This is a genomic window from Streptomyces sp. NPDC042100, assembly GCF_055582325.1.
In genome coordinates this window covers 370,943-387,445 of record NZ_JBVJDK010000009.1, presented here as the reverse complement: position 1 = coordinate 387,445, position 16,503 = coordinate 370,943, and the positions used below count along the sequence as shown (strand labels likewise).

Here is a 16,503-nt window from a genome sequence, read left to right as displayed (position 1 = left end):
CCGGCGGTTCCGACTCTATCAGATCCTTTCGGGCCTGACTCCCAGTCAGCGGGGTTTGTCTTTCCGGCTGTTGGGCCGTTCCGACGAGTGAGACTTTAGCGGATTCCTTGCCCCCGACGCTAATCGGGCGGCTCGCGCTCAATCCTTCGAACGCGGATTCCTGATTTCGCAAAAGCGCACGGAAAACAACCGTGGCGGGGTCGACGAATCGACACCGTCTGGTGCTCTCGTGTTTCTTGCGGAATCGCTGTCCGGGGCCGACCGGGGTCGGTGCTCACGTCGGACAACTCGGAGAACACTACGGACCGGGTAATCCCGTGTCAACCCGGGGCCTCGGGCGTACCCTCTGCGTATGACCTCGCATACGCGCACCACCCAGTGGTGGGCCGCCTGACCGGCGGCCCGACCTCGCGTATGCAGACAGACGGCCGCCGCCCTCGGCGGCCGTTCGCGTTTCCCCCTCCTCCGGGGGTGCGGGCCCCCGGGGCCGGCGGCACTCCGGAGAACAGAGAGTAGGGAGACGGACGCGATGACGCGGATCTTCAGTGGGATCAAGCCGACCGGGCACCTGACGCTGGGCAACTACCTCGGGGCCGTGCGCCGGTGGGTCGAGGTGGACCAGCACCGGGCGGACGCGCTGTTCAGCGTGGTGGACCTGCACGCGCTGACCGTGGAGCACGATCCCGCGCGGGTGCGGCGGCTCAGCAGGCAGGCGGCGACGCTGCTGCTCGCCTCGGGGCTCGATCCCGAGCGCTGCACCCTCTTCGTACAGAGTCATGTGGACGAGCACGCGCGGCTCTCGTATCTGATGGAGTGCACGGCCACCGACGGCGAGATGCGGCGGATGGTCCAGTACAAGGAGAAGAGCGTGCGGGCGCGGGAGGCCGGGCAGAGCGTGCGGCTGTCCTTGCTGACGTATCCGGCTCTGATGGCGGCGGACATCCTCGCGTACGGGACCGACGAGGTGCCGGTGGGTGAGGACCAGACGCAGCACGTGGAGCTGACGCGGGATCTGGCGGTGCGGTTCAACCAGCGGTACGGGCAGGTGTTCACCGTGCCGAAGGCGACGCATCCGGTGGTGGCCGCGCGAGTCATGGACCTGCAGGACCCCACTTCGAAGATGGGGAAGTCGCATGACAGCGGGTCCGGGATCGTCTATCTGCTCGACGAGCCCGAGGCGGTGCGGCGGAAGGTGCTGCGGGCCGTGACGGACAGCGGGCGGGAGGTCGTCTACGACCGGGAGGCCGGTCCGGGGGTGGCGAACCTGCTGGATCTGCTGGCCGCGGCGACGGGCGCCGATCCGGCCGCGCTGGCCGGGGCGTACGACTCGTACGGGGCGCTGAAGAAGGACACGGCGGAGGCGGTCGTGGAGCTGCTGCGGCCGGTGCGGGAGCGGCACGCCGAGCTGGCGGCGGATCCCGGGTACGTCGACGGGGTGCTGCGGGCGGGGGCCGAGCGGGCGCGGGGGATGGCGCGGCCCGTGGTCGACGCGGCCTACCGGGCGGTGGGGCTGCTGCCGGCCGGGTGACGGAAGGCGGCGCGGTAGTCGCGCGGGCTGGTGCCGAGGTGCGCGGCGAAGTGCTGGCGCATGGTGACCTCGCTGCCGAAGCCCGCGCGGCGGGCCACCTCGGGGAGGGGGTGGTCGGTGCGTTCGAGGAGCTTCTGGGCGGCGGCGACCCGGCGGCCGATGAGCCAGCGCAGCGGGGTGGTGCCGGTGGTGGCCTGGAAGTGGCGGGCGAAGGAGCGGGGGGACATGCCGGCGCGGGCGGCGAGGCTCGCGACGGTGTGGGGCTGGTCCAGGTGGGCGAGGGCGTGGGCGCGGACGGCGGCGAGGGCGTCGGCGTCGCGGTCGGCGCGCGGGGTGGGGTGCTCGATGAACTGGGCCTGGGTGCCGGTGCGGAAGGGCGCGGTGACCATGGAGCGGGCGATGGTGGCGGCGGTCTCGGCGCCGTGGGCGGTGCGGACGAGGTGGAGGCAGAGGTCGATGCCGGCGGCGGTGCCGGCGGAGGTCCAGACGCCGGTGTCCTCGACGTGGAGGGCTTCGGGTTCGACCCGCACGGCGGGGTGGCGGGCGGCGAGCTCGGGGGCGAGCTGCCAGTGGGTGACGGCGCGGCGGCCGTCGAGGAGGCCGGCGCGGGCGAGGACGAAGGCGCCGGCGCAGAGGGCGGCGACGGGGACGCCGCCGGCGTGGGCGTGGCGCAGGGCGTCGAGGACGGGGGCCGGGAGGTCGGCGTGCGGGTCCTCGATGCCGGGGACGACGACGAGGTCGGCGGGGGTGAGGGTGGTGAGCCAGTCGAGGGGGCGGTCGGGGGTGAGGCTGAGGCCGCCGCTCAGGGGGACGGGGGTGGCCGGGTCGGCGGCGGGGCGGTGCAGGGCGAAGGGCGGGACGCCTCGGGCGGTGCGGTCGGTGCCCCAGACCTCGGTGATGACGGAGACGTCGAAGGCGCGGATGCCGGGGAAGGCGAGGAGGGCGACGCGCTGGGGCCGCGATGCGGGCGGCATGGCTGGCATGGCTGGCAGTTAACCATCGGTCGCTGGCTTTTCCGCCTCTGGGGCGGGGAGGCGGGGCGGGCCAGGATCGTGGGCATGGAGAGCATCGTGGGCACGGAGAGCGTGGAGATCGAGGCGAACGCGGCGCTGGTCGTCGTCGACGTGCAGAAGGGCTTCGAGGACGAGGGGTTCTGGGGGCGGCGGGACAATCCGGACGCGGAGGGGAACATCGCGGCCCTGATCGACCGGTGGCAGGAGACGGGGCGGCCGGTGGTGTTCGTGCGGCACGACTCGGTGCAGTCCGGTTCGCCGCTGGCGGCGGGGAGTGCGGGCAACGCCTTCAAGGACTTCGTCGAGGAGCGGCGGGGGAAGGGGCGGGGCCGGGAGCTGCTGGTGACGAAGGTCGTGAACTCGGCGTTCTACGGGCAGCCGTCGCTCGACGTGTGGCTGACCGGGGAGGACGTCGCGCAGATCGTGGTCGTCGGGATCCAGACGAACATGTGCAACGAGACGACCGCGCGCATGGGCGGGAACCTGGGGTACGACGTGGTGTTCGCGCTGGACGCGATGCACACGTTCGACCTGGCCGGGCCGTTCGGCTGGACGGCGACGGCGGAGGAGCTGACCCGGGCGACGGCGGTGTCGCTGCACGGCGGGGGCTTCGCCCGGGTCGTGAGTACGGAGGACGTGCTCGCCGGCACGTCGGCGCGGTAGCTCAGCCGTTGCCGGAGGCGAGCTCGCGGCTGCGGTCGCGGGCCGCCTCCAGGGCGGCGATCAGGGCGGCCCGTACGCCGTGGTTCTCCAGCTCGCGGATGGCGCTGATGGTGGTGCCGGCCGGGGAGGTGACGGCCTCGCGGAGCTTGACCGGGTGCTCGCCGCTGTCGCGGAGCATGACGGCGGCGCCGATGGCGGCCTGGACGATGAGGTCGTGGGCCTGGGCGCGGGGCAGTCCGAGGAGGATGCCGGCGTCGGTCATGGCCTCGACGAGGTAGTAGAAGTACGCCGGGCCGGAGCCGGAGAGGGCGGTGGCGGCGTCCTGCTGCGACTCGGGGACGCGGAGGGTCTTGCCGACACCGCCGAAGATCTCCTCGGTGTGCACGAGGTGGGCGTGGGTGGCGTGGCTGCCGGCGGAGATCACGGACATGCCCTCGTCGACGACGACGGGGGTGTTCGGCATGACCCGGACGACCGGGGTGCCGGTGGCGAGGCGCTCTTCGATGAAGGCGGTGGGGATGCCGGCGGCGGCGCTGATGACCAGTCGGTCGGCGGCGACGTGCGGGGCGAGCTCGTCGAGGAGGCGGCCCATGTCCTGGGGCTTCACGGCGAGGATGAGGATGTCGGCGCGCTTGGCGGCGTCGGCGTTGCCGACGGCCTCGACGCCGTAGCGGGCGTGGAGCTCCTCGGCGCGTTCGGTGCGGCGGGTGGTGACCAGGAGGTTGGCGGGGCGCCAGCCGGCGCGGATCATCCCGCTGAGGAGTGCCTCGCCGATCTTGCCGGTGCCGAGGACTGCGACGGTCTGGGTCATGGGTCTTTCACCTCGCCGGAAGGGCCTGTGGGTGCGTCTGCGGGACATCCTCGCACCGTGGCCCGGGGTGGTGCGGCCGCTGTCCGAGGGGCGGTCACGCGGTGCGGCGGCGGAGGGTGGCGGCGCCGAGGCCGAGGACGAGCAGGGCGCAGCCGGCGACGATCAGGGCGTCGCGGACGAAGGCGCCGGTGACGTCGGTGTGGTGCAGGACCTGGTTCATGCCGTCGACGGCGTACGACATGGGGAGCACGTCCGAGAGCGCTTCGAGGGCGGGGGCCATGCGGTCGCGCGGGGTGAACAGGCCGCAGAGCAGGAGCTGGGGGAAGATCACGGCCGGCATGAACTGGACGGCCTGGAACTCGGAGGCGGCGAAGGCCGAGACGAAGAGGCCGAGGGCGGTGCCGAGGAGGGCGTCGAGGAGGGCGACCAGGAGCAGCAGCCAGGGGGAGCCGACGACGTCGAGGCCGAGGAACCAGACGGCGAGGCCGGTGGCGAGGAGCGACTGGACGACGGCGACGAGGCCGAAGGCGAGGGCGTAGCCGCCGATGAGGTCGCCCTTGCCGAGGGGCATGGCGAGGAGGCGTTCGAGGGTGCCGGAGGTGCGTTCGCGCAGGGTGGCGATGGAGGTCACCAGGAACATGGTGATGAGCGGGAAGATGCCGAGGAGCGAGGCGCCGATGCCGTCGAACGTCTGCGGGCTGCCGTCGAAGACGTAGCGGAGCAGGAAGAGCATCACGCAGGGCACGAGGAGCATCAGGGCGATCGAGCGCGGGTCGTGGCGGAGCTGCCGCAGGACGCGGGCGGCGGTGGCGAGGGTGCGGGCGGCGCTCATGAGCGGGGCTCCTCGGGGGCTGCGGGGGTGGTGGCGGCTGCCGCGCGGGCCGTCGCCGCGTCCACGAGGCGGAGGAACGCCTCTTCGACGGTGGCGGTGTCGTCGCGGCGGCGGAGGGCCTCGGGGGTGTCCTCGGCGAGGAGTTCGCCCTCGCGCAGGAGGAGCAGGCGGTGGCAGCGTTCGGCCTCGTCCATGACGTGGGAGGAGACCAGGATCGTGGTGCCCCGGTCGGCGGCGATGTGGTGGAAGAGCTCCCACAGGTCGCGGCGGAGGACGGGGTCGAGGCCGACGGTGGGTTCGTCGAGGACGAGGAGCTCCGGCGTGCCGAGGAGGGCGACGGCGAGCGAGACGCGGCTGCGCTGGCCGCCGGAGAGGCGTCCGGCGAGGGCGTCGGCGTGGCGGGTGAGGGCGACGTCGGCGAGGGTCCGGTCGACGGCGGCGCGGCGGTCGGCGCGGTGGGCGCGGCCGGGCAGGAGGACGGCGGCGAAGTAGTCGAGGTTCTGCCGGACGGTGAGGTCGTCGTAGACGGAGGGGGCCTGGGTGACGTAGCCGATGCGGGAGCGCAGGGCGGGGTCGCCGGCGGGGCGGCCGAGGACGTCGAGGGTGCCGCCGACCTTGGCCTGGGTGCCGACGACGGCGCGCATGAGGGTGGTCTTGCCGCAGCCGGAGGGGCCGAGGAGGCCGGTGATGCGGCCGGGCGGGACGGTGAAGTCGAGGCCGCGCAGGACGGTGCGGTCGCCCCGGGTGACGGTGAGGCCGGAGGCGGTGATCGCGCCGGCCGACTTATTCATCATGCGATGAATAATGCGCCCGGCTCCGCCCGCTTGGCTAGTGGCGGGGCGGAGCCGAACCGGGCCGAACCGGGCCGAGCGGGAGCAGGAGCGGGAGCAGGCGGCTACTTGTTCTTGCGCTTGCGGGCGGACGGGTTGCCCGCGGTCCGGGCGCGGCGCTTGTCGAAGCGGGCCACGGCCTCCTCGTACTCCGTGCGGCGCAGCTTCTCGCCGGGCGCCTCGGTGAGGCAGCGGATGGCGTACGCGAGGAGGCCGCCGATGAAGCCGATGGCCTTCAGGGAGCGCAGCGAGTCCTCGCGCGCCTGGTCGGCGGGGCGGCGGCCGAAGCCCTCCCAGGCCTTGCGGAACGCGATCGCGCTGCAGACCGAGAACATGACGATGACCAGCGCGTTGAGCAGGCCGCCGACCTCGGCGATCACCAGGCCCTGATAGCCGAAGCGCAGCAGGAAGCCGCCCGCGGCGGCGGCGAGCAGGGCGCCGGCGGCGAGGCCGGCGCGGCGCAGCGCGTAGCCGTCGCTGTGGTCGACCCAGCTCGTACCGAAGAAGCGGATCGCCTCGGGCTGGGGTCCGGCGGGGGTGCGGTTCTCATCGCTCACGGAATCGATTATCCCCGGCGGGGCACCGAAACCGGTGAGGGCTTTCGCCCCTCTTGTCCCGGGAGGGGCGAAAGCCGGACGGGCCCGCGACAGGCCCTAGCCGCAGCGGCGGGCCACGTAGCCGTCGCTGCCGGTGTGGACGTACGCGTCCGAGGCGTACTCGCCCGGCGCGATGTTGTCCCAGATGTTGGTGGTGCCGTACGGGCCGGTGACCCAGGTGCCCGGGCACTGGCAGTAGATCGCCACCGTGCTGCCCGCCGCCAGCGAGCGGACCACCGGATACTGGGTGCCCGGGCCCGAGCGGACGTTGAGCCGGCTGCCCGGCGCGATCGCGTAGCGGGTGGTGGCGGCCGTGGCCGATTCGGTGCTCATCGCAGGACTCCCCCGTTGAAGTCTTTGAAGCGGACAATCGTTGACGAATGCCGAGAAACACTTACGAGCATTGACAAACGCTGGCAAAGGCTGAGAAACGCTGACCGACACGGACTGACGCGAAAGCGTTCCACTGAGATTCACTCTCCGCGACGCGCAGGCTAGCAAGCCCCACCGACATCGGCCGCACCATCGACTAGGCTCCGTGCGTCGCGCACGCGCGCGATTCGGACGGGCAACCCACGGGGGTCGGCGATGCCGCCGTTGCGCAGTACCGGCGCGGACCGGGAAGCGGAAGGGCCCGAGTACGCGGGCGAATACCGGCTCCAAGCCACTCTCGGCGCCGGCGGCATGGGCGTGGTCCACCTCGCCACCTCCGCCTCCGGGCTGCGCCTCGCGGTCAAGGTGGTGCACGCACAGTACGCGGAGGACCCCGAGTTCAGGGCGCGTTTCCGCCAGGAGGTCGCCGCCGCGCGGCGGGTCAGCGGCGCCTTCACCGCGCCCGTCGTGGACGCCGACCCCGACGACGTACGCCCCTGGATGGCGACCCTCTACGTCCCCGGGCCCACCCTCGCCGACCAGGTCAAGCGGAGCGGCCCGCTGTCCCCCGCCGAGCTGCGCCGGCTCACCGCCGGGCTCGCCGAGGCGCTCCGCGACATCCACCGCGCGGGAGTCGTGCACCGGGACCTCAAGCCCAGCAACGTCCTGCTCACCGACTCGGGCCCCAAGGTCATCGACTTCGGGATCTCCCGGCCCGTCGACAGCGACCTGCGCACCGAGACCGGCAAGCTGATCGGCTCGCCGCCCTTCATGGCGCCCGAGCAGTTCCAGCGCCCGCGCGAGGTCGGGCCCGCCGCCGACGTCTTCGCCCTCGGCTCGGTCCTGGTGCACGCGGCCACCGGACACGGCCCCTTCGACTCGGACAGCCCGTACATCGTGGCCTACCAGGTCGTCCACGACGAGCCCGACCTCAGCGGCGTCCCCGAGGAGCTCGCCCCGCTGGTCGCCCGCTGCCTCGCCAAGGAGCCCGCCGAGCGGCCCGGGCCCGCCGAGATCATGGCGGCCCTCAAGCCCCCCTCGTACGACGCCGCCGCCTTCATACCGGCCCAGCGCCGGCCGGCCGCCCCCGCGCCCCGCCCGGCAGGACCGGCGCCCTCCTGGGACGCCGAGACGCCCGTCCGCGCCCCCGCTCCCCCGCGCCGCCGGCGCCGGCGGGGGCTGCCGCTCGCGCTCGGCACCGCGCTGCTGCTCGCCTCGGGCGGCACCGCCGTCGTCCTCGCCCAGCGCGACGCGCCCCCGGCACCCCGGCACCCGGCCGAGGTCGCCGAGTCGTTCAGCGGCTGGCGGACCGTCCTGTGGAAGGGCGGCGAGCCCTCGGCACCGTCCTGCGCGCACGCCTCGGGCGCCCTGTACTGCGCGGGCCGAGGGGTCTCCGCCGCGCGCCTCGACCCCGCCACCGGCGCCGTCGCCTGGTCGCGGCCCGGCCCGGCCGGGCAGATCGGCCCGGAGGCCCCGGCGCCGCTCACCGGCGGCCCGCTCGCCGCCGCCACCGCCACCGGCGAGCTGCGGACCTACGCGCCCGCCGACGGCACCCCCGGCTGGCGGCGGAAGGCCGCCGCCCGCCCCGAACGCTTCCTCCCGGCCGGCGACGCCCTGGTCCTCTCCAACGGCAGCGCCACCCTGCGCGGCCTCGACGGCGCCACCGGACGCGAGCTGTGGCACCGCCCGCTGCCCGGCCACACCTACCCGGTGCCCGGCCCGTACGACGCCGCCACCGGCCTGCTCACCGTCTACGAGACGCTCGCCGAAGGCGCCCACACGCGCGTGACCGCCATCCGGCCGCGCACCGGCCAGATCGTCTGGCAGCAGCGGCTGACCGGGATGCTCACCGCCGTCGGCACCGCCCCCGGCGGCACCGTCGTGCTGCTCTCCGCCGACCGGACCGGACGTGCCGACGCCCTGGTCCGCTACGACCCGGCGGCCCGGACCGAGCGGCGGGTGCCGCTGCCGTACGTCGTCAACGAGCCGTACCTGGTCCTGCACGGCGACACCGGCTACCTGCTGAGCCCGAACGGACGGCTCACCGCCCTCGACACCTCCGCCGCGCGCGGGCGGGTGCTGTGGGAGCAGGAGACCGGCACGTCGAACGTCTCCCCGCCGGTCCTCGACGCCGACGGGCGCCGGCTGTACCTGTCCTCGTCCGACGGGCGGCTGCTCGCCGTCGACACCGCGCGCGGGACGCTCCTCGGCACCACCGCGCCCCGGCTGCGCGACGGGCGCCTCACCTACGCCCCCTCGGTGCCGGCGCCGGTCGCCGCCGGGGACCGGGTGTTCGCGACCGCGCCCGACGGGTCGGTCTTCGCCGTCGACGCCAGGGACCCGGCGACCTGGTGACGTCCCCCGGGACGTGAGGAAGGGCGGGACCCCGTCGGGGTCCCGCCCTTCCTCACCTGCCCGTACGGGCCGTTCAGCCGAGCTTCGACACGTCCCGGACGGCGCCCTTGTCGGCGCTCGTCGCCATCGCCGCGTACGCGCGCAGCGCCGCGGTGACCTTGCGCTCGCGGTTCTTCGGCGCGTACACGCCGTTCATCGCCGCGCGGCGGGCGGCCAGCGTCTCCTCGTCGACCAGGAGGTCGATCGAGCGGTTCGGGATGTCGATGCGGATCCGGTCGCCGTCCTCGACCAGGGCGATCGTGCCGCCCGAGGCCGCCTCCGGGGAGGCGTGGCCGATGGACAGGCCCGAGGTGCCGCCGGAGAAGCGCCCGTCCGTCACCAGGGCACAGGTCTTGCCCAGGCCGCGGCCCTTGAGGAAGGAGGTCGGGTAGAGCATCTCCTGCATACCGGGGCCGCCCTTGGGGCCCTCGTAGCGGATGACGACGACGTCGCCGTCCGTGATCCGCTTGTTGAGGATCTTCTCGACGGCCTCCTCCTGGGACTCGCAGACGACCGCCGGGCCCTCGAAGGTCCAGATCGACTCGTCGACGCCGGCCGTCTTCACGACGGCGCCGTCGACGGCGATGTTGCCGCGCAGCACGGCGAGGCCGCCGTCCTTGGAGTACGCGTGGGCCGCGTCGCGGATGCAGCCGGCGGCCGCGTCCACGTCGAGGCTGTCCCAGCGCTCGGACTGCGAGAACGCCTCGGCGGAGCGGACGCAGCCGGGGGCCGCGTGGAACAGCTCGACGGCCTCCTCGGACGCGGCGCCGCCGCGCACGTCCCAGGCGTCCAGCCACTCCTTGATGGAGCGGGAGTGGACCGCGTGGACGTCCTCGTTCAGCAGCCCCGCGCGGTAGAGCTCGCCGAGGATCGCCGGGATGCCGCCCGCGCGGTGCACGTCCTCCATGTAGTACGTCCCGCGCGGGGCGACGTTCGGCGCGACCTTGGCCAGGCAGGGCACCCGGCGCGAGACCTCGTCCATGTCGCTCAGGCCGTACTCCAGCTCGGCCTCCTGGGCGGCGGCCAGCAGGTGCAGGATCGTGTTGGTGGAGCCGCCCATGGCGATGTCGAGGGCCATGGCGTTCTCGAAGGCCGCGCGGGTGGCGATGTTGCGCGGCAGGACGGAGGCGTCGTCCTCGTCGTAGTAGCGACGGGTGATGTCGACGACCGTGCGGGCCGCGTTCTCGTAGAGGGCGCGGCGGGCGGTGTGGGTGGCGAGGACGGAGCCGTTGCCCGGGAGGGAGAGGCCGATGGCCTCGGTCAGGCAGTTCATCGAGTTGGCGGTGAACATGCCGGAACAGGACCCGCAGGTCGGACAGGCGTTCTCCTCGATGCGGAGGATGTCCTCGTCGGAGACCTTGTCGTTGACGGCCTCGGAGATCGCGTCGACCAGGTCGAGGGTGCGGACCGTGCCGTCGACGAGGGTCGCCCGGCCGGACTCCATCGGGCCGCCGGAGACGAAGACCGTGGGGATGTTGAGGCGCAGGGCGGCCATCAGCATCCCGGGGGTGATCTTGTCGCAGTTGGAGATGCAGATCAGGGCGTCGGCGCAGTGCGCCTCGACCATGTACTCCACGCTGTCGGCGATCAGGTCGCGGGAGGGCAGGCTGTAGAGCATCCCGCCATGGCCCATGGCGATGCCGTCGTCGACGGCGATCGTGTTGAACTCGCGGGCGATGCCGCCGGCGGCGGTGATGGCCTCGGAGACGATCCGGCCCACCGGCTGGAGGTGGGTGTGGCCGGGCACGAACTCGGTGAAGGAGTTCGCGACGGCGATGATCGGCTTCCGGCCGATGTCGGCGCCCGGTACCCCGGAGGCGCGCATAAGGGCGCGGGCGCCCGCCATGTTGCGGCCGTGGGTGACTGTGCGGGACCTCAGCTCGGGCATCGTCGCTCGCTCCTCCGGTGACGGGTGTGCTTGCAGTCGAGCGTACGCCCCGGCTCCAAGATCTGGACACGGGGTCCGGAATATGGGACGGCGGTTCAGTGGGCGGGCGGCGGCGCCGAGCCGGCGGGGCCCTCACGACCCGTCGCCGCGGGCTCTCGCGACCCGTCGCCGCGGACCCGCACGCCCCCGTCGCGGGCCCTCACGGCGCCGTCGCCGCGGCCCTTACGGCCCCGTCGAACGCGGGCCCTCACGGCGCCGTCAGATACCGCTGGAGCGTCGGGGCCACCTGGGCCACGATCTCCTCCGGGTCCGCCGAGGCCAGCGGCTCCACCCGGATCACGTACCGCAGGATCGCGATCCCGATCATGTGCGAGGCCGCCAGCTCCGCGCGCAGTTCGGGACCGGGTACGTCCAGGTCGGCGGCGATCCGCTCCAGGAGCCGCCGCAGCACGAAGCCGCGCAGCACCTTCGCCGCCGCCTCGTGGGTCAGCGCCGAGCGGACCACCGCCAGCAGCGGGGCGCGGGTCGCCGGGTTCTCCCAGACCGAGAGGAAGAAGCGGGCCAGCCGCTCGCCGATCGCCTCGCGCGGACCGCCGAGGACCTCGCGGACCGCCGTCGCCGGCTCGAAGGAGACCTCGATCGCCGACGCGAAGACCTCGTCCTTCGTCCCGAAGTAGTGGTGCACCAGCGCCGGGTCGACACCCGCCTCCTTGGCGATCCCGCGCACGGAGGTCTTGTCGTAGCCCCGCTCGGCGAACTGGGTCCGCGCCGCCGCCAGGATCCGCTCGCGCGCGCCCGGGAGGGCGTCGGCGGACGTACGGGACGGGCGGCCGCGCCGCCGGGGGGACGGCTCCGTCACGGGCGCGGGGCCTCGCGGGTGCGGGCGGCGGCCAGGTGCAGCCGGGTGAAGGCCAGCGCCTCGGCGAGGTCGGCCTCCCGTTCGGCGGAGGACATCGCGCGGCGGGTGTTGACCTCGATGACGACGTGTCCGTCGAAGCCGGAGCGGGCCAGCCCCTCCAGGAGCTCCGCGCACGGCTGGGTGCCGCGCCCCGGGACCAGGTGCTCGTCCTTGGCGGAGCCGCGCCCGTCGGCGAGGTGCACGTGGCCGAGCCGGTCGCCCATCCGGTCCACCATGGCGAGGGCGTCCGCGCGGGCGGTCGCGGTGTGCGAGAGGTCCACGGTGAAGTGCCGGTAGTCGTCCTTGGTGACGTCCCACTCGGGGGCGTAAGCGAGCATCTCGCGGTCCTTGTACCGCCACGGGTACATGTTCTCGACGGCGAAGCGGACGTCGGTCTCCTCGGCCATCCGCCAGATGCCGGTGACGAAGTCCCGCGCGTACTGGCGCTGCCAGCGGAACGGCGGGTGCACGACGACCGTCGAGGCGCCCAGCTTCTCCGCCGCGGCCCGCGCGCGCTGGAGCTTGACCCACGGGTCGGTGGACCAGACCCGCTGGGTGATGAGCAGACAGGGGGCGTGCACGGCCAGGATCGGGACCTGGTGATAGTCCGACAGGCGCCGCAGCGCCTCGATGTCCTGGCTGACCGGGTCGGTCCACACCATGACCTCGACCCCGTCGTACCCGAGGCGCGCGGCGACCTCGAAGGCCGTCGCCGTCGACTCCGGATAGACCGAGGCCGTCGACAGGGCGACCTTCGCATCCGGGACGCGCACCGCTGGTTCTGCCACGGAGACAGGGTACGGGGCGGGCCTGAGGACCGGGGGGTGGTTCCGGTCACCCTCCGGCCCTTGGCCCCCCGGTCCGCCGGGGAGCCCTACGGCGCGTCCGGCAGGTGGTCCAGGCGGCGCAGGATGACGCCCTCGCGCAGCGCCCAGGGGCAGATCTCCAGCTCCTCGACGCCGAACAGGTCCATCGCGCCCTCGGCGACCAGGGCGCCCGCCAGGAGCTGGGCGGCCCGGCCCTCGGAGACGCCGGGGAGGGCCGCGCGCTCGCCGACGGACATCGCCGCCAGCCGGGGCACCCACTCCTCCAGCGCCTTGCGGGACAGCGTCCGCTGCACGTACAGGCCGAAGCCCGAGCCGGGGGCGCCGGCGATCCGGGCCAGCTGCTTGAAGGTCTTGGAGGTGGCCACCACGTGGTCGGGGCGCCCGAAGCGGCTGAACTCGCCGACCGTCCGCGCGATCTGCGCCCGCGCATGGCGGCGCAGCGCCTTCACGTCGGCCGGGTCCGCCGGATCGCCGGGCAGCCAGCCCGCTGTGAGGCGGCCCGCGCCGAGCGGCAGGGAGACCGCCGTGTCGGGCTCCTCGTCGATGCCGAAGGCGACCTCCAGGGAGCCGCCGCCGATGTCCAGGAGGAACAGCTTGCCCGCGGACCAGCCGAACCAGCGGCGGGCCGCGAGGAAGGTCAGCCGGGCCTCCTCCTCGCCGCTGAGGACCTGGAGCGCGATCCCGGTCTCGGCCTCGACCCGGGCGAGCACCTCGTCGGCGTTGCTGGCCTCGCGCACCGCCGAGGTCGCGAACGGCAGCACCTCCTCGCAGCCCTTGTCCTCGGCGGCGACGAGCGCGTCGCGGACCGTGGCGACGAGCCGCTCGACCCCCGCGTCCGCGATCGCGCCGCGCTCGTCGAGGAGCTCGGCCAGGCGCAGCTCGGCCTTGTGGGAGTGGGCGGGCAGCGGGCGGGCGCCGGGGTGGGCGTCCACCACGAGCAGGTGCACTGTGTTCGAACCGACGTCGAGGACTCCGAGTCTCATGGACGGAACGCTACTGCGCGCACCCGCATACGCTTGGCTCCGTGCCAAAGACGAAAAAGGCGAAGCCGGGCAAGGCCACCGGCGACGAGAGCGCCGCGAAGGCCGTACGGGCCGCGCACGCGGCCAGGTCCGTGAAGGTCGGGAAGAAGCGCGCCAAGGCCGCCGAGCCCGACGAGAAGGGGCTGGACTTCCCGCGCGCCTGGGTGGAGTTCCCCGACCCGGAGGACGACGAGCAGGTCTACCGCTGCGACCTGACCTGGCTCACCTCCCGCTGGACCTGCATCTTCGGCAACGGCTGCCAGGGCATCCAGGAGGGCCGCGCGGACGACGGCTGCTGCACGCTCGGCGCGCACTTCTCCGACGAGGACGACGAGAAGCGGGTCGCGGGGTACGTGGCCCGGCTGACGCCCGAGCTGTGGCAGTTCCACGACGTCGGCACGGAGACGGGCTGGGTGCAGCTCGACGAGGACGGCGACCGGCAGACCCGCCGCTGGCAGGGCTCGTGCGTCTTCCAGAACCGGCCCGGCTTCGCCGGCGGCGCCGGCTGCTCGCTGCACATCCTGGCCGTCAAGGAGGGCCTGGAGCCGCTGGAGACCAAGCCGGACGTGTGCTGGCAGCTTCCGGTGCGCCGGACGTACGACTGGATCGAGCGCCCGGACGACAGCAAGGTCCTCCAGGTGTCGATCGGCGAGTACGACCGGCGCGGCTGGGGCCCCGGCGGCCACGACCTGCACTGGTACTGCACGACGGCGAGCTCCGCGCACGTGGGCGCCGCGCCGGTCTACGTCTCCTACCGCCCCGAGCTCGTCGAGATGATGGGCGAGGCGGCGTACGAGGTCCTGGTCGGGCTGTGCGAGGCGCGGCTGGCCTCCCAGCTGCCGCTGGTCGCCCCGCACCCGGCCGACCCGGCGTAACCGCCCGGCACCGCCCCGCACCGCCCCGCGCGCGTCACTGCGGGGGCGAGGAGCCCGGGTCCTGGCTCGGGGTCCCGCCGTCCGAGGCGGTCGGCGTGGGCGTGGGCTCCGTCGTCGGCTCGGTGGTCGGCGGCTGGCCGGTCGGCTCCGTCGTGGGCTCCGAGGTCGGCGGCGCCGTCGTGGGCCCGGCCGTCGGCTGGGTCGTCGGCTCCGTCGTCGGCTGCGTCGTCGGGGTCCCCGGGCCCGCCGGGCTCGGCGGCACCGCCCCGTAGCCGTCGATGCGCAGCACCGCGCCCGAGGGGTCGACGCCCACCCGCGCGCTCCACGCCCCGGCGGGTTCGCGCGAGCGGTCGACGGTGATCCGGACCGTGAGCGACTCGCCGGGCCGCAGCGTGCCGGACGCCTGGCTCACGTACAGCCAGGGGGCGTCCGACCAGAGCGACCAGACGGCGGGCGAGCCGCCCTCGTTGGCGAGGGTCAGCAGCGTCGTCGACCCGCTGCCGCGCGCGGCGACGGTGATCCGCCCGGGCGCCGGCTGTCCGGGCAGCGTCGGGGCGACGGGCGCGCCGGGGCTGATCACCTCGACGGAGACGTCCGGGGAGCGGCTGCCGCGCGTGAAGCGGGGGTCGGGGGTGGTGCGGGCGTTGCCCGCGTTCTCGTAGCGCTCGTAGGGGCGCCCGGCGCCCGCGCCTCGCGGGCCGCCCGGCTCGTCGGCCTCGCGCGCGCTGATCCTGGCCCCGTCCTGGCCCTCCCCCAGCTCCGGGGTGCCCCGGTAGGAGGCCCACAGCGCCAGCACGGGGGCGGCGACGACGGCGGCGACGACCGTGGTGGTGACGGCCCGCGCGCGCATCCGGTCGCGGCGGGCCGCGTGGTCCTTGGGATCCATGGGGAAGCCGGTCGGCCCGAACCGGGGGGAGCCGGCCCGCGCGCGCGGCACGTGCAGCATCGCCACGTACGCGGCGGCCCGGGGCGCCTCGACGAGCGGGAGCCGGCCCGCGCGGCCCGCCGCCGCGCCCGGCCACGGCCCGCCCGCGCCCGCCCGCTCGGCGGCCCGGCGGCAGCGCGGGCAGTCGTCGACGTGCCGGACCAGCTCGGCGCGCAGGGCGGCGGAGAGCAGCACCTGGTGGTCGCCGGTGAGGCCCGCCACGGTGGGGCAGTCGCCGGTCTCGACGACGGCGAGCGCGGCCCGGGTGCGCTCGACCTCGCAGGCGGCGGAGGAGAGCAGCTCGCGGGCGGCGACCGGGTCCAGGGTGAGCACGGCGGCGAGCTCCGGGTGGCCCAGTCCGTGCCGGACGGCGAGCTCCAGGGCCTCGCGCTGCTCGGGGGTGGTGCCGGCGGCCTCGGGCCAGGCGAGCGCGGCCAGTTCGAGCCGGCGGCGCTCGGCGAGCTCGGGCGACACCCGGGGCGGGGCGGCGGCGGCGACCGCGGGCCGCCCGGTGTGGGCGCCCTGGCGGCGGCCCCGCTGCTCGCCGAGGGTGCGCAGGCAGGCCCAGCGGGCCAGCGCGTAGAGCCAGGCGCGGCGCCCGCCCTCGTCGGACGGGCGGCGGCCGTGGTGGCGTTCGGCGATGGCGAGGACGTCGCCGAGGACGGCGGTGGCGGTGTCGTGGTCGCAGAGCACCGAGAGGCAGTAGGTGAACAGGCCGTCCAGGTACTCCTCGTAGCGCGCGGGCGGGCGCCGGCCGAGGGTGCGGGGGCCGTCGGTGGGTCGGGCGGGGGAATCCGGCCTGCTGCTCGTCACTGGGCGACCGTAGGCAGCGGGGCGGGGGCTCTTCGTACCGCTTGCACACTTTTAATCCGTACGGGTGAAGCTATCGCTCGAAGGGGGACACGAATCCGGTTCTCCATCCGGTTTCCCGTCCGGTCTCCCATCCGGTCTCCCGTCAGGGCGCCCCGACCGGTCTGCCCACCGGTCCCCACACACCGGTCTCCCCACCGGTCTCCCCGCCGGGCCCGG

At 74.4% G+C, this 16,503-nt stretch carries 15 protein-coding genes; 4 read left to right on the top strand and 11 right to left on the bottom strand.

The features are described 5' to 3' along the window. The first annotated feature begins 529 nt into the window (after nucleotides 1-529). Nucleotides 530-1,528: a tryptophan--tRNA ligase gene (gene trpS, locus ACZ6J5_RS22625; protein ID WP_469394169.1), complete on the top strand. Its 999-nt coding sequence runs from the start codon at nucleotides 530-532 to the stop codon at nucleotides 1,526-1,528. On the opposite strand, the gene ACZ6J5_RS22620 is transcribed toward trpS, so the two are convergent. Next, nucleotides 1,495-2,511, bottom strand: a complete 1,017-nt coding sequence (locus tag ACZ6J5_RS22620) for a GlxA family transcriptional regulator (protein ID WP_469394167.1) — start codon at nucleotides 2,509-2,511, stop codon at nucleotides 1,495-1,497. The two genes, trpS and ACZ6J5_RS22620, sit on opposite strands and share 34 nt — an antisense overlap. A 102-nt stretch (nucleotides 2,512-2,613) precedes the next feature. On the opposite strand from ACZ6J5_RS22620, the gene ACZ6J5_RS22615 reads away from it, so the two are divergent. Further along, nucleotides 2,614-3,204: a cysteine hydrolase family protein gene (locus ACZ6J5_RS22615; protein ID WP_469394220.1), complete on the top strand. Its 591-nt coding sequence runs from the start codon at nucleotides 2,614-2,616 to the stop codon at nucleotides 3,202-3,204. Between the two features lies 1 nt (nucleotide 3,205). Here ACZ6J5_RS22615 and proC read toward each other — a convergent pair whose 3' ends face one another. The 5 genes from proC to ACZ6J5_RS22590 all read right to left on the bottom strand — a co-directional run bounded on the left by proC (nucleotide 3,206) and on the right by ACZ6J5_RS22590 (nucleotide 6,606). Then, entirely contained in the window at nucleotides 3,206-4,015 is an 810-nt protein-coding gene (proC, locus tag ACZ6J5_RS22610) for a pyrroline-5-carboxylate reductase (protein ID WP_469394165.1), read from the bottom strand. A 94-nt stretch (nucleotides 4,016-4,109) separates the two neighbouring features. Beyond that, nucleotides 4,110-4,847, bottom strand: a complete 738-nt coding sequence (locus ACZ6J5_RS22605) for an ABC transporter permease (RefSeq protein WP_469394163.1) — start codon at nucleotides 4,845-4,847, stop codon at nucleotides 4,110-4,112. Next, on the bottom strand, nucleotides 4,844-5,641 hold the full coding sequence (locus ACZ6J5_RS22600; RefSeq protein ID WP_469394161.1) for an ABC transporter ATP-binding protein: 798 nt from the start codon (nucleotides 5,639-5,641) through the stop codon (nucleotides 4,844-4,846). Before ACZ6J5_RS22600 ends, ACZ6J5_RS22605 begins: the two co-directional genes overlap by 4 nt. Before the next feature lie 101 nt (nucleotides 5,642-5,742). After that, nucleotides 5,743-6,243, bottom strand: a complete 501-nt coding sequence (locus ACZ6J5_RS22595) for a hypothetical protein (protein ID WP_469394218.1) — start codon at nucleotides 6,241-6,243, stop codon at nucleotides 5,743-5,745. Nucleotides 6,244-6,330: 87 nt separating this feature from the next. After that, nucleotides 6,331-6,606, bottom strand: a complete 276-nt coding sequence (locus ACZ6J5_RS22590) for an SH3 domain-containing protein (RefSeq protein ID WP_469394159.1) — start codon at nucleotides 6,604-6,606, stop codon at nucleotides 6,331-6,333. A gap of 255 nt (nucleotides 6,607-6,861) precedes the next feature. Here ACZ6J5_RS22590 and ACZ6J5_RS22585 point away from each other — a divergent pair, with 255 nt between their 5' ends. Further along, nucleotides 6,862-9,000 carry a protein kinase domain-containing protein gene (locus tag ACZ6J5_RS22585; RefSeq protein ID WP_469394157.1) on the top strand — a complete coding sequence of 713 codons (2,139 nt, stop codon included), beginning with the start codon at nucleotides 6,862-6,864 and terminating at the stop codon, nucleotides 8,998-9,000. Nucleotides 9,001-9,073: 73 nt separating this feature from the next. On the opposite strand, the gene ilvD is transcribed toward ACZ6J5_RS22585, so the two are convergent. The 4 genes from ilvD to ACZ6J5_RS22565 all read right to left on the bottom strand — a co-directional run bounded on the left by ilvD (nucleotide 9,074) and on the right by ACZ6J5_RS22565 (nucleotide 13,635). Further along, on the bottom strand, nucleotides 9,074-10,927 hold the full coding sequence (gene ilvD, locus ACZ6J5_RS22580) for a dihydroxy-acid dehydratase (protein ID WP_469394155.1): 1,854 nt from the start codon (nucleotides 10,925-10,927) through the stop codon (nucleotides 9,074-9,076). A gap of 247 nt (nucleotides 10,928-11,174) precedes the next feature. Next, complete coding sequence (locus tag ACZ6J5_RS22575) at nucleotides 11,175-11,786, bottom strand: TetR/AcrR family transcriptional regulator (protein WP_469394153.1); 612 nt, start codon at nucleotides 11,784-11,786, stop codon at nucleotides 11,175-11,177. Continuing rightward, nucleotides 11,783-12,613, bottom strand: a complete 831-nt coding sequence (locus ACZ6J5_RS22570) for a sugar phosphate isomerase/epimerase family protein (protein ID WP_362469137.1) — start codon at nucleotides 12,611-12,613, stop codon at nucleotides 11,783-11,785. Before ACZ6J5_RS22570 ends, ACZ6J5_RS22575 begins: the two co-directional genes overlap by 4 nt. Before the next feature lie 86 nt (nucleotides 12,614-12,699). Continuing rightward, the gene (locus ACZ6J5_RS22565; protein ID WP_469394151.1) at nucleotides 12,700-13,635 is read right to left on the bottom strand and encodes a Ppx/GppA family phosphatase; all 936 of its coding nucleotides are present in this window, start codon (nucleotides 13,633-13,635) and stop codon (nucleotides 12,700-12,702) included. Nucleotides 13,636-13,766: 131 nt separating this feature from the next. Here ACZ6J5_RS22565 and ACZ6J5_RS22560 point away from each other — a divergent pair, with 131 nt between their 5' ends. Continuing rightward, complete coding sequence (locus ACZ6J5_RS22560; RefSeq protein WP_362469697.1) at nucleotides 13,767-14,549, top strand: DUF3109 family protein; 783 nt, start codon at nucleotides 13,767-13,769, stop codon at nucleotides 14,547-14,549. Nucleotides 14,550-14,583: 34 nt separating this feature from the next. Here ACZ6J5_RS22560 and ACZ6J5_RS22555 read toward each other — a convergent pair whose 3' ends face one another. Further along, complete coding sequence (locus tag ACZ6J5_RS22555) at nucleotides 14,584-16,287, bottom strand: BACON domain-containing protein (protein WP_469394149.1); 1,704 nt, start codon at nucleotides 16,285-16,287, stop codon at nucleotides 14,584-14,586. Nucleotides 16,288-16,503 lie beyond the last annotated feature (216 nt).

What these genes read in the sequence shown, in the direction of transcription:
- ilvD (WP_469394155.1), bottom strand. Translation starts at nt 10,927, where the DNA reads ATGCCCGAGCTGAGGTCCCGCACAGTCACCCACGGCCGCAACATGGCG.
- ACZ6J5_RS22590 (WP_469394159.1), bottom strand. Translation starts at nt 6,606, where the DNA reads ATGAGCACCGAATCGGCCACGGCCGCCACCACCCGCTACGCGATCGCG.
- ACZ6J5_RS22620 (WP_469394167.1), bottom strand. Translation starts at nt 2,511, where the DNA reads ATGCCAGCCATGCCGCCCGCATCGCGGCCCCAGCGCGTCGCCCTCCTC.
- ACZ6J5_RS22605 (WP_469394163.1), bottom strand. Translation starts at nt 4,847, where the DNA reads ATGAGCGCCGCCCGCACCCTCGCCACCGCCGCCCGCGTCCTGCGGCAG.
- proC (WP_469394165.1), bottom strand. Translation starts at nt 4,015, where the DNA reads ATGACCCAGACCGTCGCAGTCCTCGGCACCGGCAAGATCGGCGAGGCA.
- trpS (WP_469394169.1), top strand. Translation starts at nt 530, where the DNA reads ATGACGCGGATCTTCAGTGGGATCAAGCCGACCGGGCACCTGACGCTG.
- ACZ6J5_RS22585 (WP_469394157.1), top strand. Translation starts at nt 6,862, where the DNA reads ATGCCGCCGTTGCGCAGTACCGGCGCGGACCGGGAAGCGGAAGGGCCC.
- ACZ6J5_RS22600 (WP_469394161.1), bottom strand. Translation starts at nt 5,641, where the DNA reads ATGATGAATAAGTCGGCCGGCGCGATCACCGCCTCCGGCCTCACCGTC.
- ACZ6J5_RS22565 (WP_469394151.1), bottom strand. Translation starts at nt 13,635, where the DNA reads ATGAGACTCGGAGTCCTCGACGTCGGTTCGAACACAGTGCACCTGCTC.